The sequence below is a fragment of the Streptomyces sp. NPDC057307 genome (assembly GCF_042667665.1).
Lineage (GTDB): Bacteria > Actinomycetota > Actinomycetes > Streptomycetales > Streptomycetaceae > Streptomyces.
Genome location: NZ_JBHUZM010000004.1, coordinates 119810 through 145399, shown reverse-complemented (window position 1 = coordinate 145399; position 25590 = coordinate 119810). Strand labels below are relative to the sequence as shown.

Genomic DNA, 25590 nt, shown 5'->3' with positions numbered 1-25590 from the left:
GTGGCCGGACGGAACGGCCACCGCGCCAGGACCCGCGTAATTGGGTGGCGCCCAAGTACCGCGCGGGTGCACAGTAATGGTGTCAGGCACCACTTGGACCGGGAGAGGAGCGCGGCGATGACCAGTAGTTCGAGTCCGTCGAGTTCCCGACAGGGCAGTCCCGACCCGGCACCGGAGTAACCACTTCCGCTCCGCGCAGCCGACGGTGACCCGCCCAAGGGGGCGGTCGCTTCGAGCGCGCGTTCGCGCGTGGACCGCCCCCTCCCTCTCGACCTCCCGGCCGGAAGCGGGCGCCTCAGCCCTGCTGGAGCAGCCTCTCCAACACCACGGCGATACCGTCGTCGTCGTTCGACGCGGTCACCTCGTCCGCCACGGCCCTCAGCGCCTCGTGCGCGTTGGCCATCGCCACACCGTGCCGCGCCCAGCCGAACATCGGGATGTCGTTGGGCATGTCGCCGAACGCGATCGTGTCGGCCGCCGTCACACCGAGCCGCCGCGCGGCCAGCGAGAGCCCCGTCGCCTTGCTCAGACCCAGCGGCAGGATCTCCACGACGCCCGGCCCCGCCATCACCACGGCCACCATGCCGCCGACCGTCTCCTGCGCGACCTTCGCCAACGCGTCGTCGCTCAGCTCCGGATGCTGGATGTAGACCTTGTTGATCGGCGCGGTCCACATCTCCTCGCGATCGTCGAGGAACAGCGAGGGCAGCGGGCCCTCCTGCACCTGGTAGCCCGGCCCGATCAGGACGTCGCCGTCGAGACCGTCACGGCTCGCGGCCAGCGCCAGCGGGCCCACCTCCGCCTCGATCTTCGCCAGCGCGAGGACGGCCACCTGCCGGTCCAGCGTCACCGACGTCAGCAGTCTGTGCTCACCGGCGTGGTAAACCTGCGCGCCCTGGCCACAGACCGCCAACCCGTCGTACCCGAGATCGTCCAGGATGCCCCGCGTCCACGGCACGGCCCGCCCGGTGACGATGATGTGCGCGGCGCCCGCCGCCGTGGCGGCGGCGAGCGCGTCGCGCGTACGCGCGGAGACCGTGTGGTCGTCGCGCAGCAGCGTGCCGTCGAGGTCGGTCGCGACGAGCTTGTACGGGAAGGCGGAAGCGGGGACAGGGGCGGAACTCACTTGGCGATCGGCTCCAGCGTCTCGCGCCCGCCCAGATACGGACGGAGCACCTCGGGCACCCACACCGAACCGTCGGCCCGCTGGTGGTTCTCCAGCAGCGCCACGATCGTGCGCGGTACGGCGCAGAGCGTGCCGTTCAGCGTCGCGAGCGGCTTCACCTGCTGCTTGCCGTCCTTCGCCTCACGCATCCGTACGGAGAGCCGACGGGCCTGGAAACCGTCGCAGTTGGACGCGGACGTCAGCTCGCGGTACTTGCCCTGCGTCGGGATCCACGCCTCGCAGTCGAACTTGCGCGAGGCCGAGGCACCCAGGTCGCCCGTGGCCACGTCGATCACCTGGAAGGGCAGCCCGAGGCCGGTGAGCCACTGCTTCTCCCACTCCAGCAGGCGCGTGTGTTCGGCCTCGGCGTCCGCCGGGTCGACGTACGAGAACATCTCGACCTTGTCGAACTGGTGCACCCGGAAGATGCCCCGGGTGTCCTTGCCGTACGTACCCGCCTCGCGCCGGAAGCACGGCGAGAACCCCGCGTACCGCAGGGGCAGTTTGTCGGCGTCGATGATCTCGTCCATGTGGTACGCGGCGAGGGGCACCTCCGACGTGCCGACCAGGTAGTAGTCGTCCTTCTCCAGGTGGTACACGTTCTCCGCGGCCTGGCCGAGGAAGCCCGTGCCCTCCATCGCGCGCGGGCGCACCAGCGCGGGGGTCAGCATCGGGACGAAGCCGGCGTCGGTGGCCTGCGCGATCGCCGCGTTCACCAGGGCGAGTTCGAGCAGGGCGCCGACGCCCGTCAGGTAGTAGAAGCGCGAGCCGGAGACCTTCGCGCCGCGCTCCATGTCGATGGCGCCGAGCGCCTCGCCCAGCTCCAGGTGGTCCTTGGGCTCGAAGCCCTCGGCGGCGAAGTCGCGCGGGGTGCCGATCGTGTCGAGGACGACGAAGTCCTCCTCGCCGCCCACGGGCACGTCCGGGTGGACGATGTTGCCCAGTTGGAGGAGCAGCCGCCTGGCCTCCTCGTCGGCCTCGTGCTGCGCGACGTCGGCGGCCTTCACGGCGGCGGACAGCTCCCGGGTGCGCGCCAGCAGTTCGGTCTTCTCGTCGCCGGTGGCCTTGGGCACGAGTTTGCCGAGCGTCTTCTGCTCGGAACGCAGCTCGTCGAAGCGGACGCCGGAGGCCCTGCGCCGCTCGTCGGCGGAGAGCAGGGCGTCGACGACGGCGACGTCCTCTCCACGGGCGCGCTGCGAGGCGCGGACACGGTCGGGGTCGTCTCGGAGCAGGCGAAGGTCAATCACCCCGCCAGGCTACCGGTGCGAGCTTCCGCCACCCCACCCCATATTTCAACGTGTGGCGCTTTGTCTGAATTGCCACAATTGAGGAGAGTGAGGAAAGAGTGAAAGGGGAGGGTCGTCCACGTCAATAGCGGGTGGCCAATTCCCCGGAAAGGGGCACCGGCGATGTTCCGTTGACTCATTTCCCTTGTGGCGCGCGGCACTTGGGGCGACGTTGTCCACAGAGGCGTACCGGCTCCAAAAGTTATCCACAGGCTGTGTGGGGAATCTGTGGATCGCGAGCGACTTCACGGTGAAAGCCCATGTGGGAGCGGGAGGATTCGCCTCCTAAACCCGCTTCACATACTCATTCGGGTGGGACTTGGTCCCTCTAACGAGTTGATCAGTGGAATGGGAGTGACGCAGGCCACTTCTGTGCCCTGTGGATGGTCATGCGGTCGCTGAGGAGATTTGTCGACCCGTTCGGTCGACGCTGTCGACTTGTCCCCAGGGCGGCCGGTCCGCCTGTGGATAACTCTGGGGACAACGGATCGCCCCGCCGCCCCGGCGGCTCAGATCCGGCCGTCCTGGCTGCGGGCCAGCCAGTCGGCGGCGTCCATGAACTCCGCGTCCGACGTCCCCGCACGCAGCCGCGGCAGGTCGTCCGGCGTCACCCCGGCCCTCGGGTACGACCCCAGGAACCGCACCTTCGGGCTGATCCGCTTCAGCCCCATCAGCGCCTCGCCCACACGCCGGTCCGCGATATGACCCTCCGCGTCCACGGCGAAGCAGTAGTTACCGATGCCCGCGCCCGTCGGCCGCGACTGGATGAGCATCAGGTTGACCCCGCGTACGGCGAACTCCTGAAGCAGTTCGAGCAGCGCGCCCGGGTGGTCCTCGCCGAGCCAGACCACGACCGAGGTCTTGTCCGCGCCGGTCGGCGCCGACGGCCGCGCCGGCCTGCCCACCAGGACGAAGCGCGTCTCCGCGTTCTCGGCGTCGTGGATCTCGGTGACCAGGGCTTCGAGCCCGTACGTCGCCGCCGCGAACTCACCGGCGAAGGCGGCGTCGAACCGGCCCTCCTGGACCAGCCGCGCGCCGTCCGCGTTCGACGCGGCCGACTCCCACAGCGCGTTCGGCAGCTGGGCCCGCAGCCAGTTGCGCACCTGCGGCTGCGCCACCGGATGACCGGTCACCGTCTTGATGTCGGACAGCGCCGTCCCCGGCCTGACGAGGAGCGCGAAGGCGATGGGCAGCACCACCTCGCGGTAGATCATCAGCGGCTCGCCCGACGCGAGTTCGTCGAGAGTCGCGGTGACGCCGCCCTCCACCGAGTTCTCGATCGGTACGAGGGCGGCCGCGGCGTCCCCGTGCCGTACGGCATCGAGGGCCGCGGGCACCGAGACCATCGGGATCAGCTCCCGGGTCGCGGCTTCCGGAAGGGTGCGGAGGGCGGCTTCGGTGAAGGTGCCCTCGGGGCCCAGGTACGTATAGCGCGTGGCCGACATGTGGTCACTTTAGTCCGATCGGCGGACGCTCCAGGACGTCAGCCCAAGGCCCAGGTCAGACATCCGGAGCCGGGGCCTGGCTCCTGCCCCGGCTCCCGCTCAGGCCTCCAGCAGCCGCTGGCCCACGTACTCGCCCTCGCGCGGTCCGCCCGGCACCGCGTACAGCCCGCTCGACTCGTGCCGTACGAACGCCGACAGCGCGTCACCCCGGTCGAGCTTGCGCTGCACCGGCACGAAGCCCCTCAGCGGATCGGCCTGCCAGCAGATGAACAGCAGGCCCGCGTCGGGGGTGCCGTCCGCCGCGATGCCGTCGTGGAAGGAGAACGGGCGGCGCAGCATCGCGGCCCCGCCGTTCTGCTCCGGCGCCGAGATCCGGGCGTGCGCGTTGTCCGGGATGACGAGCTTGCCGTCCGGGCCGGTCTTGTCGAGGGCGAGCGCGGTCGTCTCCGTGCCGCCGGTGAGCGGGGCGCCGTCGGACTTTCGGCGGCCGATGACAAGCTCCTGGCGGTCGACCGGCAGGGCGTCCCAGTCGTCGAGCAGCATCCGGATCCGGCGTACGACCGCGTACGAGCCGCCCGCCATCCAGTCGGGCGTCCCGGCCGGCGGCTTCGCCGGGACGAAGATCCGCCGGTCGAAGTCGGGCTCCGTCGGCTTGGGGTTGTTGGTGCCGTCGACCTGGCCCATCAGATTGCGCGCCGTCATCGGACGGGCGGTGGCGCCGGGAGAGCGGTTGAAGCCGTTCATCTGCCACCGCACCCGCGCCGCGTCGCCCGCCTCCTTAAGAAGGGCGCGCAGCGCGTGGAAGGCGACGAGCGAGTCGTCCGAGCCGATCTGCACCCACAGATCGCCCTCACCGCGCCGGGCGTCGAGGTGGTCCGAGGAGAAGGCCGGCAGCGGGTCGAGCGCCGACGGGCGTCGATCGGCCAGCTTCGTCACGTCGAAGAAGGTCCGGCCGAAGCCGAAGGTCACCGTCAGCGCGGAGGGTCCCGCGTCCAGCGCGACGCCCGTGTCGCGCTCCCCGGCCGGTTCGCCCGCCATGAGCCGTCGCGCGGTCTGCGACCAGCGGCGCAGCAGTGCGGCGGCCTCCTTGCGCCCGGCGCCCGGCGCGAGGTCGAGGGCGACCAGATGGCCACGGGCCTGGAGCGGGGTGGTGATGCCGGCCTGGTGGTCGCCGTGGAAGGCGACGGTGGCCGAGCCGACCGTGGCGAGCGCCGTCGGCTCGTCGGGGCGGGTGGCGGCGTACGTGGCGCCCCCGCCGGCCGCTCCGGCGACGAGGCCCGCGGCGCCGACGGCACCGGCCGTACCGATCAGCCGCCGCCGCGTGATCGCGGGGGTGGCGTCGCGGCCGTCGGTACCGGCGCCGGAGTCGGTGTCGGAGTCGGTGTCGGTGTCACTGGTCGTACGGGTGTCGCTCACGGGGTCAGCCGATCTTCACGTTCTTCTCGATGGTGGTCTGGTCGATGTCCGAGGTCCGCACGGTCACCTGGAGATGCCAGTCGCCGGGCATCGGGATCTGTACGTTGGCCGTGCTCCAGTGTCCCGGTGCCAGACGCTCGGGCACGACGGGGAGCGGGCCGATCTGCTCGGACTTCAGGGTGTAGGCGACCTTCACCTCGGGCACGTCCATCGGCTTGCCGTCCGGGCCGTCGATCCAGACGTGCATGAGGTTGGCGCCGGGGCGGGCGGGGTCGAGGGTGAGCCGCAGTGTGCCCTTGCCCTTCGCACCGCCGGTGTCGAAGGGCTCGGTGAGGCTGACGGGGCGGGCGGGAGCGGGCGCGGCGGCCTCGGTGCTCGACCGGCCGACCTCTTTCTCCTGCGTACGTCCCGGCTCGGTGCCCGTCAGCGCGGTCGTGACGGCGAGCACCACGAGGGCGATACCCGCCTCGGTCAGTACGGAGCGGCGCAGCCCGGACCGCTCGGTGTCGGCGTCGCGGTTCCGCTTCTTGCGGGCCGTGGCCAACGCGGTCCGCTGGCGGGCGAGTTGGGCGACGCGTGTGGGATCGGCACCGTTCCCGGCCTCTTCGGCTTCCGCGGCTTCGTCGGCTTCGTCGGCTTCGTCGTCCGTTCCGGCATCCGCCGCGGTCGCCGTCTCTGTCGCCGTCTTCGGCTGCTCGCCCAGCAGCCCCGTCCAGCGCCGTGAGAACCAGGCGACACCGAGCAGTACGGCGATCAGCCCGAGCTTGACCAGCAGGAGTTGGCCGTACGACGTCCCCGTCCAGGCGTCCCAGGAGCCGACCTGCCGCCACGACTGGTAGAGGCCGGTCACGGCCAGGACGACGACGCTGACGAAGGCGATCCGCGAGAAGCGCCGTACGGCGGCGCGTTCGATGTCCGGCGCCCCGTAGAGGGCGACCAGCAGCGACACGAGGCCGCCGAGCCAGGTGGCCACGGCCAGCAGATGCAGGACGTCCAGCGGCATGGCGAGGCCGGTCTGGATCCCGGTCGACGCGTGCTCGGACAGCGCCCACGTCCCGGCGATACCGGCGGCGACGACCGTGCCGCCCAGGCTCAGCCCGAAGGTGAGGTCCCCCTTCGCCTTCCCCGCGTCGGACTCCCTTTCGGATTCCGTCTCGGATTCCGTCTCGGATTCCGTCTCGGATTCCGTCTCGGACGCGGTTCCGGACCCGGTTCCGGATCCCGTCTCGGATTCCGCTTCCGCTTCCGCTTCCGTGACGCGCTTCGCGTACGCGCCGAACAGCACGGCGATGAAGAGGGCCGCCGCGCCGAGCAGCAGCAGCCGCGAGACGAGCGCGGCGCCCGTCTTGGTGTCCAGCACGTCCGACAGCCCGCCGAGGTCGAACATGTCGCCGAGCTTGCCGGACCCGGTGTACGGAGTCCGCAGTAGTAGGAGGACGAGCGTCGCGGCGGTCATGGTGACCCAGCCGCCGACGACGAGCCGTTGCAACGGCCGTACGGACGCGCCCCGCTGCCAGCAGGCGAGGACGAACGCCGCACCGCCGACGAGCAGGATGAACCCGACGTACGAGAGGTAGCGCACCGTGTCGTACACGGTCCCGACCAGCCCGCCCCCGGCCTCCTGATCGGGCACGGTGGCCGTGGTCTCCGACGGCGCCCCGACGGAGAAGGTGAACGCGCCGGACACGGGATGGCTGTCGGCCGAGACCGCCTGCCAGGCGACGGTGTACGTGCCGTCCGGCAGCCCGGGCTTCAGGCCGACGGCGTAGCGGACGGTGCCGCCCTGGCTGAGGTCGCGCATCTTCGCGACGTCGACGCGCTTGCTGCTGGGGTCGAGGACCCGGATGGAGTCGTCGCCCATGGCGATCTGTTCGGAGAAGGTGAGTGTGATGTCCTGCGGAGCGACGTCGACCACCGCCCCGTCCTTCGGATCGCTGCCGGTCAGCGCGGCGTGCGCGGACGCCGTACCGGAGAGCGTGCCGAAGAGACCGAGGATCGTCACGGCGCCGACGAGCAGCAGCCGTATGAGCCGGGTTCGGAAGCGGGGGGCGGTGGCCGTCATGGTGAGTCAGTCCCTCAGTGCCGCGTGGGGTTGTAGGTGGTCTCCTTGACGGGAAGGTCGACCTTGATCGGGTCGGTCTTCTCGAAGTGCAGTTCCACGGAGATCCGTTGGCCTTGTTCGAGTTCCTTCTTCAGGCCCATGAACATCAGATGGCTGCCGCCGCGATCCAGACTCAGCTCGCCGTCGGCCGGGATGTCGAAGGACTTCACCTGCCGCATCTTCTGGTCCTTGGTCTCGTGGATCGTCACGTCGTCCGAGATGTCGCTGGTGACGGAGGTGAGTCTGTCCGCCGCGCCACCGCTGTTGGTGACCGTGAGGAAGCCGGACGCCATGTCGCTGACGGGCTGCGGCATGAACGCCCCGGTGACCTTCAACTGAGGCTTGTCCTCGGAGGCGTCCGCCGACGAGCACCCCGCCAGCGCCGCGAGCGTCGCGACCGACACCAGCGACACCAGCACCGCCCCGGCGACGGGACGGCCGCCCCGCCCCCTCACGGCTTCTCGCCCTTGATGAGCTTCGGCAGGTCCTTCGTGTAGTCGTCGGCCGTCGTGTCCTCGCCGTACAGGACGTAACCGCCGTCCGTCTTCGGTGAGAACGCGATGACCTGGGCCCCGTGCATGGAGACGACGGTGCCGTCCTTCTCCTTCGTCGCCGGATCGATACCGATGCCGACCTGGCGCGCGCCGGCCTGGATGGTCGGGAAGTCGCCGGTGAGGCCGACGAACGACGGATCGCCCGCGCTCGGCAGCCACTTGGCGAGTTCGGCGGAGGTGTCCCGCTCGGGGTCGGTGGTGACGAACACGACCTGGAGCTTGTCCTGGTCGGCCTTGGGGAGCGCCTTCCTGGCGATGGCGATGTTGCTCATCGTCAGCGGGCAGACGTCGGGGCAGTGCGTGTAGCCGAAGTAGATCAGCGTCGGCTTGCCCTTGGTCTCCTCGCGGAAGTCGTACGTCTTGCCCTTGGTGTCCTTCAGGACGAGGTTCGGCTTCTCGAAGGGCTTGTCGAGCACGGTCGCCGCTTGCGTCTTCGGCTGGGCGGAGACGTCGGCCACGGGCTTCGACGCGTCGTCGTCGCCGCCGCTTCCGCAGGCGGACAGGGTGAGTGCCAGGGCCGCCGTGAGTGCGGCGGCGGTGAGCACGGTCTTCTTGCGCATGGAGGTAGTTCCCATTGGTGGAGTACGGGGCTCCGGGCGCGGGCCCAGCGGCGGGCCCGCGCCCGCTGATCAGCTGGCGGGGGTGCTGTCGGACGAGGTACGGCGGCGGCCGGCCAGGACGCCGAAGGCCACACCGGCGGCGCCGATGACGATGCCGACGATGCCGAGGGTGCGGGCCGTGCCGTCGCTGCTGTCGGACGAGGCGGCGTTCTCCCCGGCCCCGTCCTTGCCGTCGCCCTCGTCCGAGGCGTGGGCGGCGCCCTTGGCGTCGTCCTTGTCATCGGCCGCCGCGCCGTGGCCGTCCTCGGTGGCGGCGGTCAGCGCCAGGACCGGCGCCGGGCTCTCGGGCTCGGCGCCCTCGGTCGGCGCGTCGATCCAGCGCACGACCTCGTCGTTGTCGTACGTCTGGAGGGTCTTGAACACCAACTGGTCGGCGTCCTCGGGCAGTTGGCCGATGGAGAGCGGGAACTGCTGGAAGTAGCCGGACTCGACGCCGTCGCCCGTGGCGGTCCAGGTGACCTTCGAGACGGCTTCGGTGATCTGCTTGCCGTGCAGCTCGATCGGCTTGGCGAGCTTGCTCTTGGTGACGACGATCTTCCAGCCGGGAACGGCCTGCGGCGACACCGACGCCAGCGGGTGCTCGGTCGGGAAGTTCACTTCGAGCTTGACGGTCGAGGCGTCGTCGCGCTCGTTCGGCACCTTGAAGTTGACCGTGGCGTAACCGCCCTTGGCGGCTTCGCCGACCGGCTGCACACCGACGTGCGCGAGGGCGGGACCGGCGAGCAGTACGACGGCGGACGCGGCGACGCCGCCGACGACTGCCGCGCGGCGCGCGACGCGCGTACGACCGGCGGTGGACAGCCGCGAGACACCGCGACGAGACGTGTTCGTACGAGAGGCGTTCATGACAGGAGACACTCCACAGGTGTGGGGGAGACGGTGAGCCGCGCGCGGATACGCGTCGGCATCGCGACGTCACTGCCCTCCGTACTACGTACGGGGCGTGTCGTCGCGTCAGGCGGCGAGAGTGAGTACGGCCGGGGGGCCGCGCCTGATCACCGAATGCTGCAGCGTCTCCTCCGTGTACGACGGCGGAGTGTCACGGCGGGGAGCGGGCCGGGCGAGCCGTCCCGGGGCGGGCGTGACCGGCAGGCCGGCGTGCAGGGCCCGTACGAGACCGAGGGCGGCCCGCAGCGCCCGCAGCCGGGCGTTGTCGGCGACGGCCTCGCCGAGGCCCTGGGAGGAGAGCGTGGCGACCCGGGCGAGCGCGAGGTCGCCGCGGCGCATGAGCCAGCCGGTCGCGAGGGCGGCCAGCAGGTGCGCGAGGAACATGGGCAGGCTGGGCAGCTCGGGCAGCAGCCCGGCCGCGCCGCCGGTCCCATCGGCCGCCGACTGGGCGGCCGTTGCGGCGGACGTGCCGCCGTGCAGGTGGCCGCCCTGCGCGGCCGCGCCGCCGAGGGTGGCCGGGTCGATCCCGGCGTCGGTCACGATGCGGTGCGCGTCGACGGGGCTCAGCGACGCCGGGCCGGCGCCGCAGATCAGCTTCGCCGCCATGCGCACCAGTACGTCGTCGGCGCCGGCGCGCATCGTGAGGTGGTGCTGGCTCATCCCGAACAGGGCGTGCAGCGCGAGCTGTCCACCCGTCAGGGCGAGCGCTATGGAGGGCAGTGAACGGACGCGTCCGGCGAGCGGCGCGGCCACGGCGAAGACACCGGCGAAACCGATGACGAGCGTCCACCAGGGGACGGCCTGACAGGCCGCGAGCACATGTCCCGTCCCGGACAGCACGACACAGACCGCGGTGAACACCGCGGCCCTCAGGAGCCGCAGACCGGCCCCGGCGCGTACGACACGATCCGGCATGGCCGGGTCATCATCGCACTGCGGTCGGCGGCTTCATACGGCAGGTCCGGAAGATCACTCTCTGTCCCTTACAACGGCGGACGGGTCATGCGCGTCCGCCGAATGAGTTGTTTCACGCGATCCATGTGCTTACGAGTCGTCCCCAGGGGCAATACGTATCGGTATGTCGAGCTGTGGCCAGGAGGCTGGAGCATGAGCATCTGGTGGTCCCTCCATTTGCGGCGCGAAGCCGCGAGCGTCCCGCTCGCGCGCCGTCTTCTGATCGGCACGATGGAGACCGCGGGCGTCGACCCCGACATTTCCTTCGATCTGTCCGTCGCACTGAGCGAAGCCTGCGCGAACGCCGTCGAGCACGGCGGTGACGACGGGCCCGGCGCCCCGTCCAAGGCGTCGGACGCGTACCGGGTCACCGCGTATCTGGACGGCGAGAAGTGCCGTATCGAAGTGTCCGACTCCGGCCCGGGATTCCCCTCCCGCCGGTCCGTCCGGCGGCCGGCCGCCTTCGCCGCCCCGACCGCCGAGGACGGGCGGGGGCTGTCGCTGATCGAGCAACTGGCCGACCACGTCCACTGCCGCAACAGGCCGGGGCGGGGCGCGGTGATCAGCTTCGACAAGATCCTGAAGTGGCGCGAGGAGACCCCGCTGGTGGCCCTGGGCGGTACGACCGCCGGAGTCTGACCCTCACGAACGGGCGCACACGAACCCGAAGGCCCGGCCGCGCGTCACGCGCGACCGGGCCGACGACTGTCCGCCGGGGGCCTGCTGACGGCCCCCGGTCTCAGCCCTGTTCGGTGGGCGGGGTGGCCTTGGTGGCCGCCATCCACGCCTCGACGTCGGCGGACGTACGCGGCAGCCCGGCCGACAGATTCCGGTTGCCGTCCTCCGTGACCAGGATGTCGTCCTCGATCCGGACCCCGATGCCCCGGTACTCCTCCGGCACCGTGAGGTCGTCCGCCTGGAAGTACAGCCCCGGCTCGACGGTCAGGCACATGCCGGGCTCCAGCGTCCCGTCCACATACGCCTCCGTCCGCGCGGCCGCGCAGTCGTGGACGTCCAGGCCGAGCATGTGCCCCGTGCCGTGCAGCGTCCAGCGGCGCTGCAGACCCAGCTCCAGGACCCGCTCGACCGGCCCGTCGAGCAGGCCCCACTCGACCAGCCTCTCGGCGAGCACGCGCTGTGACGCGTCGTGGAAGTCCCGGTACTTCGCGCCCGGCTTCACCGCGGCGATACCGGCCTCCTGCGACTCGTACACCGCGTCGTAGATCTTGCGCTGCAGCGCGTCGAACCGGCCGTTGATCGGCAGGGTGCGGGTGACGTCGGCGGTGTAGAGGGTGTGGGTCTCCACGCCGGCGTCGAGCAGGAGCAGATCGCCGGAGCGCACGTCCCCGTCGTTGCGCACCCAGTGCAGGGTGGTGGCGTGCGGTCCCGCGGCGCAGATCGAGCCGTAGCCGATGTCGTTGCCCTCGACGCGGGCGCGCAGGAAGAACGTCCCCTCGATGTAGCGCTCGCTGGTCGCCTCCGCCTTGTCGAGGATCCGTACGACGTCCTCGAAGCCGCGGACGGTCGAGTCGACGGCCTTCTGGAGCTCGCCGATCTCGAAGTCGTCCTTCACCGCGCGGGCCTCGGAGAGGTAGACGCGCAGCTCCTCGTCGCGCTCCGCCGTGACCTTGTCGGCCAGCGCGGCCTCGATCGCCGCGTCGTGCCCGCGGACGGCGCGCACCGGGCCGGTCGCCTCGCGCAGCGCCCCGGCCAGCTCCCGGACGTCCCTAGCGGGCAGGCCGATCAGTTGCTCGGCCTCGGCGAGCGAGTGCCGGCGGCCGACCCACAGCTCGCCCTGGCGGCCGTCGAGCCAGAATTCGCCGTTCCCCCGGTTGGAGCGCGGGGTGAGATAGATGGTCGCCCGGTGGCCGGCGCCGCCGGGCACCGGCTCCAGCACGAGGACGCCGTCCTCCGTGTGGTCGCCGGTGAGATACGCGTACTCCGTGGAGGGACGGAAGCTGTACTCCGTGTCGTTGGACCGGGTCTTCAGGCCGCCGGCGGGGATCACCAGGCGGTCGCCCGGGAATCGCGCGGACAGCTCGGCACGGCGGGCCGCGGTGTGCGTCGCCTGTGCGAGGGGCTCCAGGTCATGGAGCTCCGTGTCGGCCCAGCCCGACTTCATGTTCTCGGCCAGCTCGTCGGACACACTCATGTACAGGCCGTTCTTGCGCTTCTTGACGGGCTTCTCGGCCGACGCCTCGTCGGCGTCATCGAGCACTGTGTCCTGATTTCCCAGCGATTCCGGGGTCTCCGGCTTTTCCGGGATGAGCTCCTCGGCCACGGTCTGCCTCCTCTGTACGACATTGGACCTTTCGGGTCCCGGCACCATCGTATGTCTGTACGGGAGACTGGCCAGGGGGCCTGTGGACAACTCGGCGGACGGTGGAAAGGACGGCCGGACGCCAGGGCGGACAGGCCGGAGGGGGTCGGTCCGGTTCAGTCGAAGAGGGCGGCGAGGATCACGATGTCCTCCGCGCTTCCGTCGGGGCGGCCGCCGGGGACGGGCTCGTCGAGCCCTTCGGGAAGTACCAGCCGCAGCACGTGGTCGGCGATCGCCCCCGGATCGTCCCGCAGGCTCCTGGGCACACTCGCGGCCGCCGCGTGCAGCCGCGCGAAGGCCCGGTCCATCGGGTCGCCGGTGCGCCGCAGCAGCCCGTCCGTGTACAGCAGCACCGTTTCTCCTGGCGCGGGCGACAGCTCGACGCTCGGCGCCTCCCAGCAGGACAGCATCCCCAGCGGCGCCGACAGTGTCGTCTCGACGAACTCCGTACGCCGCTCCCCCACGATCAGCGGCGGCGCGTGCCCGGCCCCGGCGAGCACGATCTTGCGCAGCGCCGGTTCGGCGTAGGCGAAGAGCGCGGTGGCGGTGCGGGCCGGTTCGGTCAGCCGGAGCAGCAGTTCGAGGTCGGACAGTACGGCGACGGGGTCCTCGCCCTCCATCACCGCGTACGCCCGCAGGGAGGCGCGCAGCCGTCCCATGGCGGCCAGGGCGCTCGGTCCCGACCCGCTCACCGAGCCGACGGCCAGCCCCAGCGCGCCCTCGGGCAGCGGCAGCGCGTCGTACCAGTCGCCGCCGTCGTGCCCGCTCGTGCGGTGCCGTACGGCGAGCCGTACGCCGGGCACCCGGGGGAGCCTGCTGGGCAGCAGCTCGTCGGCGATCGTCGCCTCGCGGGCGCGGGCGGTCCGCAGCTCCAGGAGGCGCGCCAGATGCTCGGCGGCGTACCGGGCGTAGAGACCCACCAGATGGCGCTGTCTTTCCACCGGTTCGGCGGGTTCGTCGTAAAACCAGACAGCGGCGCCGATCCGGCCCGCCGTCTCGGCCGTGAGGGAGACCGCGTACGTGGCGCCGTAGCCGAGCCGACGGGCCACGTCGCGGTGGAGCGGGTCGAGGTCCGGGTCGCCGAGCACGTCGCCGACGGACTCGGCCGCGGTCCCGGGCACCGTGGTGTCGTCGAGGAGCCGTCCGTAGGAGGTCGCGTCGCGCGGTACGGTCTCCAACTGGCCGAGGTCGCCGTGGCTGAGGCCGAGTCCGACGGTGACACAGGGGATGTGCTCGTCCGCGTGGGGCGCCGGTTCGAGGACGACCAGACCGCGCGAGGAGCCGACGAGGGCGGCTCCGGCCCGTACGACCTCGTTGAGCGCGGCGTCCAGCGAACTGGTCCTGGCCAGGCGTTCCGTGAGTTCGTGGAGGGTGGTCAGGTCGGAGACCCAGCCGGCCAGCCGGTCCTGGATCATGACCACGGGTGCGCCGGCGGACTCGTCGAGGGGAGGGGCAGTGTGCGCGGGAGCCGGAACTGCTGAATCGATTCCAGCCACTTTCGGCATGTGCGGAGCGCTCATGGCAACCGGCTTTCTGACTGGTGCGTTTCGCGCAATAGCATCGCAAACCACCAGGTGATACTGCGCCACTATCAGTGCATCCACATGTACACGCACAACTGAGGCGATGTCCAGCATTGTCCTGGCGGAACCACTGGTGTCTGTGCGACGGTTATCTTGGCGAGAAAATGACCCCAGCGCAGTATTCTGCGATCGACTGAGGGAACTCGACAGGAGCCTCCCCGGTGAAGCGCAGGCGACATCGTGGAGGAGCGTCATCCCGCACGTGATGGGTACGTAAACGGTGACGGACAGGGGCAGTTGGGACGGCCCCGGAACCTGACGGACGGCTTCGGCGTCTTAACCGCCGTAGCCCGCGCGCCATCCCGGAGTGGCGGGGCTGTCACAGCGAGACCGACAGACCATTGAGTGCGCCACCCGTCGCTACGCGTTAACGAAGACAGACTGCGTTCGGCCCAGGAGCGGTGAGCCCAGCCGCAGGTTGGCGAAGTCCGACTGTGCCCCGTCCAAAGGGGCGGCGGAGCGTCGACGACATGCGTCGACTGTACGCACAGCGATACGCACAGTGAAGCCATGCACACAGATTGACCGGTGTGGCATGTGGACCTCGGCGTTCAACGGAAAGGAACGAGCGCTCATGCGCGAGATCCTCGGAAGGCGACGCAGGCTCCTGTTCAGGCGCAAGGGGATGCCTGCCCCACTCGAAGCGGCGCTGACGTGCGCCACGGCGTGGCGGTGGCCCGTACTCCCCGGAGCCGGCCTGAAGACGTCCGGCGGCCGGGGCGATCGTGGCCTCGGCTGCGCCTGCCCGGACCCGGAGTGCGCCGTACCCGGCGCACACCCCTTCGATCCCGGCCTGCTGGCCGCGACGACCGACGAGCGCATGGTGCGCTGGTGGTGGGCCAACCGGCCCACGGCCCCGATCGTGATGGCCACCGGAGGCACCGCGCCGTGCGCGGTGAGTCTGCCCGCTGCCGCCGGGGAGCGTGCGCTGGTGGCACTGGACCAGATGGGGATGCGCCTCGGCCCGGTCGTGGCGACACCCACGCGCTGGTCGCTGCTGGTGGCCCCGTACACCCTGGAGCGGCTCGGCGAGCTGCTCTTCGCCAAGGACTGGGTGCCCAGTTCGCTCCGCTTCCACGGCGAGGGCGGCTATCTGGTGCTCCCGCCGTCCGAGGCGGTCGGCGGTCAGGTGCGCTGGGAGCGGGCGCCACTGCCCGGCTCGGCGTCGCCGTGGCTGCCGGACGTGGAGGCGGTCGTGGACGCGCTGGTCGAGGCGAGCACGAGCGCGCCCGACGGCGGCAGCAGACTCGCGTACTGAGCACAGGGTGCCTACGCATCGGCATAGGCACCGAGACAGGCACCGACATCCCGGGCCGCGCCTTCGAGGCGCGGCCCGGTTTGCGTGGTGGCTGTCACTCGTACGGGTGCGAGGTGGCCCGAGTTGTACGGGAAATGGGCGCGCGGCGCGCCGGGTGGCCCGATTCCGCCGATATCTTCGGCCGACGGTCAAGATCTCCCCGGCAGCGGCAGGTGGGCCCCATGAATCTCCGTGTGATCGGGCTCGCCACCCTGGTGGTGTTCACCGCCCTGCTGCCGCTGGCCGCGTCCGCGGGCCCCGCGGGCGGTCCGGCGACCGGCCCCACGACCCGCTCCGGGCCCGACGCGCCCCGTGCCGCGCCCCCGGTCACCGGCCAGGACCCGGAGAACGGCGACGCCGCAGCCGTCGAGCGCTGCGGCCCGGCGCTCACGTCGCGTGACGGGATCGAGGCCCAGACCTGCGTTCTCACCGAGAACGGGGACACCTGGGGCCGTACGTACTACCGGAATGCGTCAGGTGAGGAATTGCGTTCCGTGCTGAGCCTGATGGGGCCCGGCGGGCGGACCGTGCAGTCCCACTGCGCGGTGGAAGACGGCGACGAGCCGGGTTCTTGTGAAACTCCGCGTGAACGCACGTCGGGAAAGCCCGCACGGTACTGGGCGGTCGCGGAGTTCGCGGGAAGTACCGACGGGACCGGGCCGCTGCTGCTCAGATCCGGCAGCAACTCGGCTGCTCCGTCGGCCAGTTGAGATTCCCGGTCGGTTCACGGAAGCGACGGCCGAGAGGCGCGCAACGGCGCGACAACTCTGCAGTCTTCACTCCGGAAATTGCACGAACACCGCCGGGGAACGAAGACGCCCGGTCGCTGGCGACGGGGGATGCACCAGCGACCGGACTTCTAGAACGGTAACAAGAGATCGACGGTTGGCAAATTCGATCTGATGTATTCGGACAAGAAATTACTTGCCGGTACGGGCAGTTGTGACGACTGTCACCGTGGGCGACGAATCTCTTGAGCTTCAGCTGAGGATCAGCTGAGGGTCACCTGGCGGTTGGTGAGCCCGCCGCGCGCCCGGCGCTCGTCCCCGGTCAGCGGCGCGTCCACCGCCAGGGCGGCCGTCAGCCGCTCCTGGAGCTCCGCCGCGGGCTTCTCGCAGTCCTCGGCGCGCATCGCGCTCGGCAGGTCCCAGACCGGCACCGTGAGCCCGTGCGCCCGGAAGGAGCCGACCAGCCGCGTGCCCTCGCCGAGGCTCGACGTACCGGCGGCGTGCAGCCGGGCGAGCGCGTCGAGCAGCTTCTCCTCGGGGTGCGGCATGACCCAGCGCAGGTGGTTCTTGTCGGGTGTCTCGCACCAGTACGCGGCGTCCGTGCCGGTGAGTTTCACCGTCGGGATCGCGGCGGCGTTGGCGCGCTCCAGCGACGCGGTCACCTCGGGGGTCGCGTTCTCGGCGTCCGGCACCCAGAACTCGAAGCCCGGGTGGACGACCGGCGCGAAGTCGGCCTCCGGGTCCAGCAGGTCCTGGAGACGCGGCCCGTCGGCCGGAACGCGCTGCGCGGCGACCGGGTTGCCCGGCTCCGCGCTCAGCGCCCGCCGGAGCGTGTCGGCGAGGTCGCGGCTGAGGTCGCCGGAGGAGGTGTCGTTCTGGAGTGCGAGCAGCACGGAGCCGTCGTCGCGGCGCAGCGCGGGCCAGGCCATCGGCAGGACGGTCGCGAGGGTCACGGACGGTACGCCGTCCGGCAGGCCGCCCTTGAGCGTCAGTTCGGCGGTCGCGGCGGGCACCAGCTCGCGCAGCGCGATCCAGTCGCACTCGCCGGCCAGCCCGTCGAAGGGGCGCTGGACCAGCTCGGTGACGGCCTGTGCGGCGGCCCGGCCGTGACAGGCCTTGTAGCGGCGGCCCGAGCCGCACGGGCAGGGCTCGCGCGCGCCCACGACCGGAATTGGCCCGTCCGTGAGCTGAGCTTTCGCGGACTGAGCCTTCGCGGCCTTGGTCTGGGGGCGCTTCTTGGCCATGGTGGGCTTCTCCCGATAGCGGCAGTGCGGTGTCGGGCGCGAGCCTAGCCGTACCGCGTATTGCCGTGGGCGCAACGCCCCATCGGGGGAGGGCGGGTGGGGGCGGCTTACGAGGGTCGCGTACGGGCTCCGTGGCCGCCGTGCGTACCGCGTGACGCGTGCCCGCCGGGCGTACCGGTTCGCCGGCCCGCTCGTTCGCCCGGCCCGTCCGTCGGCCCGTTCGTCAGCTCAGGTCGTCGACCGGGTCGAACGTGTCGGCGAAGTCCAGCTCAGGGACAGCGACGCGCGTAGAGAAATCCTCGTGGCGGTGTCCTTCGGTGACGATCACCCACACCGTGACCTCGCCGGACGAGCTGTCCCGTACGCCCCAGTCCTGGGCGAGCGAGGTGATGATGTTCAGTCCGCGGCCGCCGCGCGCGGTGACCGAGGGTGTGGCCGGAACCGGTCGGGTCGGGCCGCCGCCGTCCGTCACCTCGACGGTCAGCCGGCCGGCGCCGTCGACCTCCCACGCGGCGCGTACGTCGCCGTCACCGATCTCCGCGCGCCCCAGCGGTCTGCCGTGCCGGCAGGCGTTGCTGAGCAGTTCGGAGAGGATCAGTACGGCATCGTCGACGACCGCGTCCGGCATCCCTCGCCCGCGCAACTGGTCGCGCATCCGATGCCTTGCCTGTCCCACGCCCGCAGGGCCATGGGGAACGGCCATGCTCGACGACGTGGGCACTTCCTGTGCCACCACAAACGCCACCCCCGAGACCTCCTTTGCCCCACGCCACGGTGTGAATGCCCCAATGGCCTGGACCGGAAACCGGCCAAGGGAAGGTCAGTGACGCACTCAACAGGGTCGAACACGTACCGAACGCGCCGGTGCACTCCAGGTCACCCTCCGTACTCCCCAATGCCCGACAAGTCAGGCAAGGCGTCCCAGTTGGGACAGCACCTGTTTGGGGCGGTTGGTGATGATTGCCTCCACTCCGAGGTTCGCGCAGAGTTCGACGTCTTCCGGTTCGTTCACCGTCCAGACATGGACACGGTGCCCCGCCTTGTGCAGCCGTTCCACATAGCCCGGTTGGTTGCGCACGATCCGGATGCCGGGCCCGGCGATCCGGGCGCCCGCGGGCAGTCGTCCGTCGCGCAGCCGGGGCGAGACGAACTGCATCAGATAGACGGTCGGCAGTTGCGGCGCGGCGTCGGCGATGCGGTGCAGCGACCGGGCCGAGAAACTCATGATGCGCACGGGGGACGGATCGGGTGCCCCGCCCGGCGATCGGCCGGACGACCCGCCGGACGGCCTGCCGGATGCCGCGCCGTCGAGTCCGAAGCGCGCCAGCAGGTGGAGCAGCCGCTCCTCCACCTGTCCGGCCCAGCGGGTGGGATGTTTGGTCTCGATGGCCAGTTCGATGCGCCGGTCGGTGTCGGCGACGAGTTCCAGCAGGCGTTCGAGCGTCAGTACGGAGGTGAGGGAGCGGTCCTTCCAGTCGGGGCTCTCCTCGCTGTCCATGTTCTCCATCCACGAGCCGAAGTCGAGGGTGGCCAGATCGGCGAGCTCCAGGGCGGAGACGGCGCCGCGTCCGTTGGAGGTGCGGTTCACGCGGCGGTCGTGTACGCACACGAGGTGTCCGTCGGCGGTCAGCCGTACATCGCATTCCAGTGCGTCGGCGCCGTCCTCGATGGCCTTCTTGTAGGCGGCCAGAGTGTGTTCAGGGGCGTCCTCGGAGGCTCCTCGGTGGGCGACGACCTGGATGCTGTGCTGCCGTGCTTGAGTCACCCCGCCATGGTGTCACCGAGACGGGGTAAGCGTGGGGCGGTGCCCCTCCCGGGACGTACTGCGGATGCGTCCCGTTTGCCCCGTAATAAAGGATGGTGGGGAGACACACAGGTCCTGCTTACCGTGGCCTGACGTGCTGTGGGAAAAGCTGAGGGCAGCGACGTACGAGAGACGTGTACATGTCGAAGGTCATGTACCGACACCTGAACGCGGCGGAAAACAGCGGAACTCTTGCCGAAGACTGATGTGGAACCGAGGAGTAAAAGACTGTGAGCACCGAGAACGAGGGCACAGCGGTCCCGTCCGCCCCGTCCGTACCTCCCGTGCCGGTTGCCGCTCCCGAGGGCACACCCGCTTCCGCTCCGGGGGAGTTCACCCACGATCAGCGCCACCAGCCCCCGCGGCACCAGGGCGCCCCCCAGCAGCAGACCCCGCCGCCGTACCCCGAGCAGCCCGGCCGGGCCAGCGAGCCCGGTCAGGGAGCCGAGCCCACGACGCAGCTGCCCGGAGCCGTACCGGCGTACCTCCCCGGCACGGCGGGATCCACCGGCTCGGCCCCCGACGCGGGATGGCCGCCGCCCCCGCCCCCGCCGTCGCAGCCTCATTACGGAGGCGGTGGCGGTGGCGGATGGGGTGAGCCGTCCCCGTCCGGGCCGCAGCCGTCCCGTAAGCGCCCCGGTGGGCTGATCGCCGCGGTGCTCGCGGCGGCGCTCGTCGCCGGTGTGGTCGGCGGCGGGATCGGCTACTGGGCGGCGGACAGCAACAACGACGACAGCGTCAGCGGTGGTTCGACCACGGTCTCCGCGGCCGACGCCCCGGCGCTGAAGCGCGAAGCGGGCAGTACGGCGGCGGTGGCCGGCAAGGCGCTCCCGAGCGTCGTCACCATCACGGCGCAGGCCCAGGGCGGCGACGGCGGTACGGGCACGGGCTTCATCTACGACAAGCAGGGCCACATCCTCACGAACAACCACGTGGTGGCGTCGGCCGCCGACGGCGGAGACCTGACGGCGACGTTCTCCAACGGCAAGGAGTACGCGGCCGAGGTCGTCGGCCGCGCCGAGGGCTACGACGTCGCCGTGGTGAAGCTGAAGGCCCCGCCGTCCGGGCTGAAGCCGCTGGCCCTGGGCAATTCGGACCAGGTGGCCGTCGGCGACTCGACGATCGCGATCGGCGCGCCGTTCGGGCTCTCCAACACCGTCACGACGGGCATCATCAGCGCCAAGAACCGCCCGGTGGCCTCCGGTGACGGTTCCAGCGACAAGAACTCGTACATGAGCGCCCTGCAGACCGACGCGTCCATCAACCCCGGCAACTCCGGCGGTCCGCTGCTGGACGCGCGGGGCGCGGTCATCGGCATGAACTCGGCCATCCAGCCCTCGGGCGGTGGCGGCGGAGGCGGCGGGGCCCAGTCGGGCTCGGTCGGCCTCGGCTTCGCCATCCCGATCAACCAGGCCAAGACGGTCGCCGGCGAGCTGATCAAGACCGGGCAGCCCGTCTATCCGGTCATCGGCGCGACGGTCTCCATGTCGGAGGGCGGCGACGGCGCGACGATCTCGGGCGACGGCGGGGGCGGCACCCCGGCGGTGACGCCGGACGGACCGGCCGCGAAGGCGGGGCTCAAGTCGGGTGACGTCATCACGAAGTTCAACGACGTGCCGATCGACAGCGGACCGACGCTGATCAGCGAGATCTGGACGCACAAGCCGGGCGACAAGATCAAGATCACGTACACGCGAGGCGGCAAGGAGTCGCAGGTGGACGTGACGCTGGGCGAGCGCAAGGGCGATACGCAGTAGGAGACGCGCGACAAGAGTCCGACCTCAAGGATGGGGCGCCCACTCGGGCGCCCCATCCGTCGTCTCCGGCTGTCCCCCGCATCTCTCGCTGTCACCGCGTCTCCCGCTGTCCCCGCGTCTCCCGCTGTCCCTGCACCTCCCGCTGTCCCTGCGCGAAACGCTGATTTAACGGCGACGGCTGTGGCGCGAAATATGCCTCAGTCACGTTTCTCCCAGATCTGGCGTGATCAGCCCGTTCAGTCCGTCTGGGAGAGGTACGGCATGCGAGGAATCCTGCGTCGAACCGCCTTGTTGACGGCGGTCGTTGCCCTGACCGCCGGCACGGCCACCGCCGCCGAAAGAGACAAGTCCCCGGCCAAGCGCCCGAAGGTGGCCGTCATCGGCACCGGCGGAACGATCGCCGGCGTGAGTCAGAGCAGGGTGGACTTCCAGGACTACCAGTCCGGCAAGATCCCCATCTCCGAGCTGGTCGGCGACCTCAAGCCGGAGGTGAACGAGATCGCCGACGTGTCCACCGTGCAGTTCGGCAACAAGGGTTCCGGCAGCTACTCCATAGCCGAGTTCCGCCAGTTGACCCTGGCGGTCGACAAGGCCCTCCGTACGAATGACGCGGCGGTCGTCACGACCGGCACGGACACGATGGAGGAGTTCGCCTACTGGCTCGACCTGACCGTCCGCAGCGACAAGCCGGTCATCCTGACCGGGGCGATGCGCCCGTGGACCGTCCTCGGTACGGACGGTCCCGCGAACCTGTACAACGCGATCCAGCTCGCCGCCAGCCGTAAGACGACGTGCTTCGGCAGCGTCATCATGCTCAACGACGAGATCCAGGCGGCGCGCGAGGTGCGCAAGACGGACGCGCTGCGCATGGACACCTTCAACAGCGGCGCGAGCGGGGCGCTGGGGGTCGTGGACCAGGAGCGCGTGCGGATCAACAGGGCGCCCGCGCGGGTGGAGAAGTGCGGCAGGTCGAGCTGGCGTACCCCGTTCGACGTCGGCGGGATCGCGGAGAAGGACCTGCCGAAGGTCGAGATCGCGTTCAGCTACCAGGGCGCGGGCGGTGAGGCGGTGAAGGCGTTCGCCGACGCGGGCGCGGACGGAGTCGTCACGGCGGGTACGGGCGCGGGCGGCATCTCGTCGTCCATGTCGGCGGCCCGCACCGACGCCACCAAGCAGGGCGTGGTGTTCGCGTCCACCACGCGTACGGGCAACGGCGCCGTCTACGACGAGGGCGAGGGGGACGACGCGGTCGTCGGGGCTGCGGACCTCAGCCCGCAGAAGGCGCGCATTCTGCTGCTGCTCTCGCTGGCGAAGACGGACGACGTGGCGAAGATCCGCTCGTGGTTCACGACGCTGGGGACGGCGGAGTTCACGAAGCACGGATAGCCGCGCGGCTCTCCGCGAGGCGGTCGGTGAGGAAGGCGCGTTCGGCGTCGTTGTCGGCCAGGGAGACGGCCCGCTCGTACGCGACGACGGCGTCCTCGGCCCGCCCGAGGCGGCGCAGCAGATCGGCCTTGACGGCGGGCAGATAGCGGTAGCCGGCGAGGCGCTCGTCCTGTTCGAGCGCCTCGACCTCGGCCAGCGCCGTCGCCGGTCCGTCGACCATGGCGACGGCCACGGCCCGGTTGAGCGCGACCACCGGCGACGACCAGATCGTCAGCAGCGCGTCGTACAGGACCAGGATCTGGTCCCAGTCCGTCTCGGCGTACGTCGGCGCGGACGCGTGCAGCGCGGCGATGGCGGCCTGGAGCGCGTACCGGCCGGGGGCGCCGCCCCGGAGCGCGCCGAGGACCAGCTCGTGCGCCTCGGCGATGGCGTCCTGGTCCCAGGCCGTACGGTCCTGCTCGGCCAGCAGCGACGGGCGCCCGTCCTCGGTCGTACGGGTGGCCCGGCGGGCGTGGTTGGCGAGGAGCAGCGCCAGGAGCCCCCGTACCTCGCGCTCGTCCGGCAGGAGGGCGTGCAGCAGCCGGGCCAGATCGAGCGCGCGCCCGGCGAGGTCGTCCTTGGTCAGCGCGGGGCCGGCGGGTGCGGTGTGGCCGGTGGTGAACAGCAGATGGATGGTGGTGAGGGCGGAGTCGAGGCGGGTGGGCAGCTCGGCGGGAGCGGGCATACGGAACGGGATGCGGGCGGCCACGATCTTCTTTTTGGCGCGGGTGATGCGGGCCGCCATGGTGGGTTCGGAGACGAGGAACGCCTGCGCGATGTCGGGGGTCGGGAGGCCGCAGACGAGGCGCAGGGTGAGGGCGATCTGGGCGGCTGGGGCGAGGGCGGGGTGGCAGCAGAGGAAGACGAGCCGGAGCCGGTCGTCGGGGGCGGGGCCTCCGGGTTCGGTCTTCGCTTCCGCATCCGCATCCGCTCCCACCTCCGGCTCGATCAGGAGGTGCAGCTTCGACCGGAGGCTCCTGGCGCGGCGCAGGGCGTCGAGGGCGTTGTGCCGGGCGGCGGTCGTCAGCCAGGCGCCGGGCCTGTCCGGTACACCGCCGCGCGCCCAGTCGACGAGGGCGGCGGCGTACGCGTCCTGGACGCACTCCTCCGCCAGGTCCAGGTCGCGGGTGACACGCACCGTCGCGGCGAGCACGGAGGCCCACTCGCGACGGTGCGCGTCCTCGACGGCGCGGCGGACCGAGGTCACTCGACGGGGAGCAGGGGCCGTACCTCGACGGCGCCGTCCATGATCGGGAGCAACTTGCCGACGGCGACCGCCGTTTCGAGGTCCTCGGTCTCGACCACGAAGAACCCGGCGATCACTTCCTTGCTCTCGATGAACGGCCCGTCGGTGACCAGCCCGTCCTTGTGGATCGTGCGCGTGGCCCCGCTGGGTTCGAGCCCCTGCTCGTGGACGACGCGCACGCCCATCGCGGCGATCCGCTCGCCGGCGCGCATGTTGGCCTCCATGACGTCGGGCGGGATGTCGGCGACGCCGCCCGGGGTTTCCTTCTCGTAGATCAGAATCGCGTACTGCGGCATGACGCTCGTCCCTTCGGTCCGCTCGACTCAACGGCTGTCGGCTGTCAGTTGTCGGTCAACAGTTACCAGTTGTCCGCTACCGGTCGCCGGTCACCAGTTGCCGGTTTCCGGGCCCATGGCCCCGTACTCGACCTGGCCGGCGCGCGCATATGTACTGATGACGACACCGCTCTCGGACCTCGCGGTGTCGACGAGCTTCAGCCCGGCCGGGACGGTGCCCTTCCCGAAGAGGCGCTTGCCGGAGCCGACGAGCACCGGGAAGACCAGCATGTGGAACTCGTCCACGAGGTCGTGCGCGATCAGCGTCTGGATCAGATCACCACTGCCGTGCACCTGGATCTCGCCGCCGTCGCCCTGCTTGAGCCCGGCGACGGCCTCGGCGACGTCGCCCGTCAGCAGGGTCGAGTTCTGCCACGACACGGTCTCCAGTGTCCGCGACGCGACGTACTTCCGCATGCTGTTCATCTTCGACCCGATCGGGTCGTCGGCCTCGGCGAGCGGCCAGGAGGCGGCGAAGATGTCGTACGTCCTGCGCCCGACGAGCAGCGCGTCGGCGCGGTGGACCAGGTCGGTCATCCGCTCGATGAGATCCGCACCGAAGTGCGGCACGGACCATCCCCCGTGCTCGAACCCGCCGTCCCGGTCCTCGTCACTGCCACCGGGGCCCTGCATGACCCCGTCGAGAGTGACGAATGTGGTGACCATCAGCTTTCGCATGCGCGTTTCCTTCGTTCGTACGCGGGAGCCGCACCTGTCGGCGGCCTCACTGACAACGGCGAACGGGACGGCCCGCGATCGACAGGCGAGAGAGACCAATATCGCGCCGGGCATGGAAACCCGCGGCGGGGGACACGTTCGCGGATCGACTGAGTGCCACCGGCTTCACCCACTCGAAACAAGCGTTCAGCAGAATTCGCCGGATGAAGATCGAACAGGTCGAGTGGGACAACCCGGACGCCGTCGCCCTGCGTGCGTGCCAGCGGGTCGAGATCGCCGAGCGGTACGGGACCCCGGACAGCGAACCCGGCGTTCCACCGTCGGAGGCGGACATCGCGGCCTTCTTCGTGGCGTACGAGGACGACGGGACCGCGGTGGGCTGCGGTGGGCTGCGCGCTCTTGGCGCGGACGGTGGGGGCGGTGCGGGCGGCGATCCCGGCGCGGGTGGCGTCGGCGAGATCAAGCGCATGTACGTCGCCCCGGCCTCGCGCGGCACGGGCGTCGCCTCGCGCGTCCTGCTCGCGCTGGAGGACTGGGCGCGTGACCAGGGGTGGTCAAGTCTCCGTCTGGAGACGGGAGATGCCCAGCCCGACGCGGTCCGCTTCTACACGCGCTCCGGCTACGAACCCATCCCGGCCTTCGGTCACTACGCGGACTCGGACAATTCGCTGTGCTTCGAACGGCCTCTTTAGTAGGAGCACGGTTCGAGATCTACCGCCTGGACGAGGGGCCGGCCCGGCGGAG

General features: G+C 70.8%; 23 protein-coding genes. 6 read left to right on the top strand and 17 right to left on the bottom strand.

Going from position 1 to position 25590, the window contains the following annotated elements; all coding sequences use genetic code 11:
- Positions 1 to 295: 295 nt before the first annotated feature.
- From ACFUN8_RS03135 to ACFUN8_RS03095, 9 genes are all read right to left on the bottom strand, one after another.
- Positions 296 to 1126 carry an HAD family hydrolase gene (locus ACFUN8_RS03135; protein WP_383630550.1) on the bottom strand — a complete coding sequence of 277 codons (831 nt, stop codon included), beginning with the start codon at positions 1124 to 1126 and terminating at the stop codon, positions 296 to 298.
- Positions 1123 to 2412: a serine--tRNA ligase gene (serS, locus tag ACFUN8_RS03130; RefSeq protein WP_383630548.1), complete on the bottom strand. Its 1290-nt coding sequence runs from the start codon at positions 2410 to 2412 to the stop codon at positions 1123 to 1125. The genes ACFUN8_RS03135 and serS overlap by 4 nt, the downstream gene beginning before the upstream one ends.
- Positions 2413 to 2960: 548 nt before the next feature.
- Positions 2961 to 3896, bottom strand: a complete 936-nt coding sequence (pheA, locus tag ACFUN8_RS03125; protein ID WP_383630546.1) for a prephenate dehydratase — start codon at positions 3894 to 3896, stop codon at positions 2961 to 2963.
- Positions 3897 to 3995: 99 nt separating this feature from the next.
- Complete coding sequence (gene efeB, locus ACFUN8_RS03120) at positions 3996 to 5222, bottom strand: iron uptake transporter deferrochelatase/peroxidase subunit (protein WP_383630572.1); 1227 nt, start codon at positions 5220 to 5222, stop codon at positions 3996 to 3998.
- Between the two features lie 94 nt (positions 5223 to 5316).
- Complete coding sequence (locus tag ACFUN8_RS03115; protein WP_383630544.1) at positions 5317 to 7374, bottom strand: copper resistance CopC/CopD family protein; 2058 nt, start codon at positions 7372 to 7374, stop codon at positions 5317 to 5319.
- Between the two features lie 14 nt (positions 7375 to 7388).
- Entirely contained in the window at positions 7389 to 7832 is a 444-nt protein-coding gene (locus ACFUN8_RS03110; RefSeq protein ID WP_383630570.1) for a copper chaperone PCu(A)C, read from the bottom strand.
- Positions 7833 to 7864: 32 nt separating this feature from the next.
- Positions 7865 to 8527 (bottom strand): SCO family protein, encoded by a 663-nt coding sequence (locus tag ACFUN8_RS03105; RefSeq protein ID WP_383630542.1) that lies wholly within the window; start codon positions 8525 to 8527, stop codon positions 7865 to 7867.
- A gap of 69 nt (positions 8528 to 8596) precedes the next feature.
- Positions 8597 to 9433: a YcnI family protein gene (locus tag ACFUN8_RS03100; protein WP_383630540.1), complete on the bottom strand. Its 837-nt coding sequence runs from the start codon at positions 9431 to 9433 to the stop codon at positions 8597 to 8599.
- 108 nt (positions 9434 to 9541) lie between these two features.
- Positions 9542 to 10390 carry a hypothetical protein gene (locus ACFUN8_RS03095; RefSeq protein WP_383630538.1) on the bottom strand — a complete coding sequence of 283 codons (849 nt, stop codon included), beginning with the start codon at positions 10388 to 10390 and terminating at the stop codon, positions 9542 to 9544.
- Positions 10391 to 10582: 192 nt separating this feature from the next.
- Here ACFUN8_RS03095 and ACFUN8_RS03090 point away from each other — a divergent pair, with 192 nt between their 5' ends.
- A complete protein-coding gene (locus tag ACFUN8_RS03090; protein WP_383630536.1) occupies positions 10583 to 11068 on the top strand; it encodes an ATP-binding protein in 486 nt (161 codons plus the stop codon).
- A 100-nt stretch (positions 11069 to 11168) separates the two neighbouring features.
- On the opposite strand, the gene ACFUN8_RS03085 is transcribed toward ACFUN8_RS03090, so the two are convergent.
- Positions 11169 to 12710 carry an aminopeptidase P family protein gene (locus tag ACFUN8_RS03085; RefSeq protein ID WP_383630534.1) on the bottom strand — a complete coding sequence of 514 codons (1542 nt, stop codon included), beginning with the start codon at positions 12708 to 12710 and terminating at the stop codon, positions 11169 to 11171.
- 155 nt (positions 12711 to 12865) lie between these two features.
- Complete coding sequence (locus ACFUN8_RS03080; protein ID WP_383630532.1) at positions 12866 to 14386, bottom strand: PP2C family protein-serine/threonine phosphatase; 1521 nt, start codon at positions 14384 to 14386, stop codon at positions 12866 to 12868.
- 520 nt (positions 14387 to 14906) lie between these two features.
- Between ACFUN8_RS03080 and ACFUN8_RS03075 the strand changes: the two genes are divergently transcribed.
- Positions 14907 to 15590, top strand: coding sequence for a bifunctional DNA primase/polymerase (locus tag ACFUN8_RS03075; RefSeq protein WP_383630530.1), 684 nt, complete (start codon positions 14907 to 14909; stop codon positions 15588 to 15590).
- A 221-nt stretch (positions 15591 to 15811) separates the two neighbouring features.
- Complete coding sequence (locus ACFUN8_RS03070) at positions 15812 to 16339, top strand: hypothetical protein (RefSeq protein WP_383630528.1); 528 nt, start codon at positions 15812 to 15814, stop codon at positions 16337 to 16339.
- Between the two features lie 281 nt (positions 16340 to 16620).
- Here the strand turns inward: ACFUN8_RS03070 and ACFUN8_RS03065 are convergent, their stop codons facing one another.
- The 3 genes from ACFUN8_RS03065 to ACFUN8_RS03055 form a co-directional block, all read right to left on the bottom strand.
- Complete coding sequence (locus ACFUN8_RS03065) at positions 16621 to 17601, bottom strand: DUF5926 family protein (protein ID WP_383630526.1); 981 nt, start codon at positions 17599 to 17601, stop codon at positions 16621 to 16623.
- Positions 17602 to 17824: 223 nt separating this feature from the next.
- On the bottom strand, positions 17825 to 18391 hold the full coding sequence (locus ACFUN8_RS03060; RefSeq protein ID WP_383630568.1) for an ATP-binding protein: 567 nt from the start codon (positions 18389 to 18391) through the stop codon (positions 17825 to 17827).
- Positions 18392 to 18508: 117 nt separating this feature from the next.
- Entirely contained in the window at positions 18509 to 19366 is an 858-nt protein-coding gene (locus tag ACFUN8_RS03055) for a glycerophosphodiester phosphodiesterase (protein ID WP_383630524.1), read from the bottom strand.
- Between the two features lie 269 nt (positions 19367 to 19635).
- Between ACFUN8_RS03055 and ACFUN8_RS03050 the strand changes: the two genes are divergently transcribed.
- A complete protein-coding gene (locus ACFUN8_RS03050) occupies positions 19636 to 21162 on the top strand; it encodes a S1C family serine protease (RefSeq protein WP_383630522.1) in 1527 nt (508 codons plus the stop codon).
- 261 nt (positions 21163 to 21423) lie between these two features.
- On the top strand, positions 21424 to 22548 hold the full coding sequence (locus ACFUN8_RS03045; protein ID WP_383630520.1) for an asparaginase: 1125 nt from the start codon (positions 21424 to 21426) through the stop codon (positions 22546 to 22548).
- Here the strand turns inward: ACFUN8_RS03045 and ACFUN8_RS03040 are convergent.
- The 3 genes from ACFUN8_RS03040 to ACFUN8_RS03030 form a co-directional block, all read right to left on the bottom strand.
- Entirely contained in the window at positions 22532 to 23794 is a 1263-nt protein-coding gene (locus tag ACFUN8_RS03040) for an RNA polymerase sigma factor (RefSeq protein ID WP_383630518.1), read from the bottom strand. The two genes, ACFUN8_RS03045 and ACFUN8_RS03040, sit on opposite strands and share 17 nt — an antisense overlap.
- The gene (locus ACFUN8_RS03035; protein ID WP_383630516.1) at positions 23791 to 24129 is read right to left on the bottom strand and encodes a YciI family protein; all 339 of its coding nucleotides are present in this window, start codon (positions 24127 to 24129) and stop codon (positions 23791 to 23793) included. The genes ACFUN8_RS03040 and ACFUN8_RS03035 overlap by 4 nt, the downstream gene beginning before the upstream one ends.
- A gap of 90 nt (positions 24130 to 24219) precedes the next feature.
- Positions 24220 to 24846 (bottom strand): dihydrofolate reductase family protein, encoded by a 627-nt coding sequence (locus tag ACFUN8_RS03030; RefSeq protein WP_383630514.1) that lies wholly within the window; start codon positions 24844 to 24846, stop codon positions 24220 to 24222.
- A gap of 203 nt (positions 24847 to 25049) precedes the next feature.
- Between ACFUN8_RS03030 and ACFUN8_RS03025 the strand changes: the two genes are divergently transcribed.
- Positions 25050 to 25538, top strand: a complete 489-nt coding sequence (locus ACFUN8_RS03025; protein ID WP_383630512.1) for a GNAT family N-acetyltransferase — start codon at positions 25050 to 25052, stop codon at positions 25536 to 25538.
- The last annotated feature ends 52 nt before the right edge of the window (positions 25539 to 25590 follow it).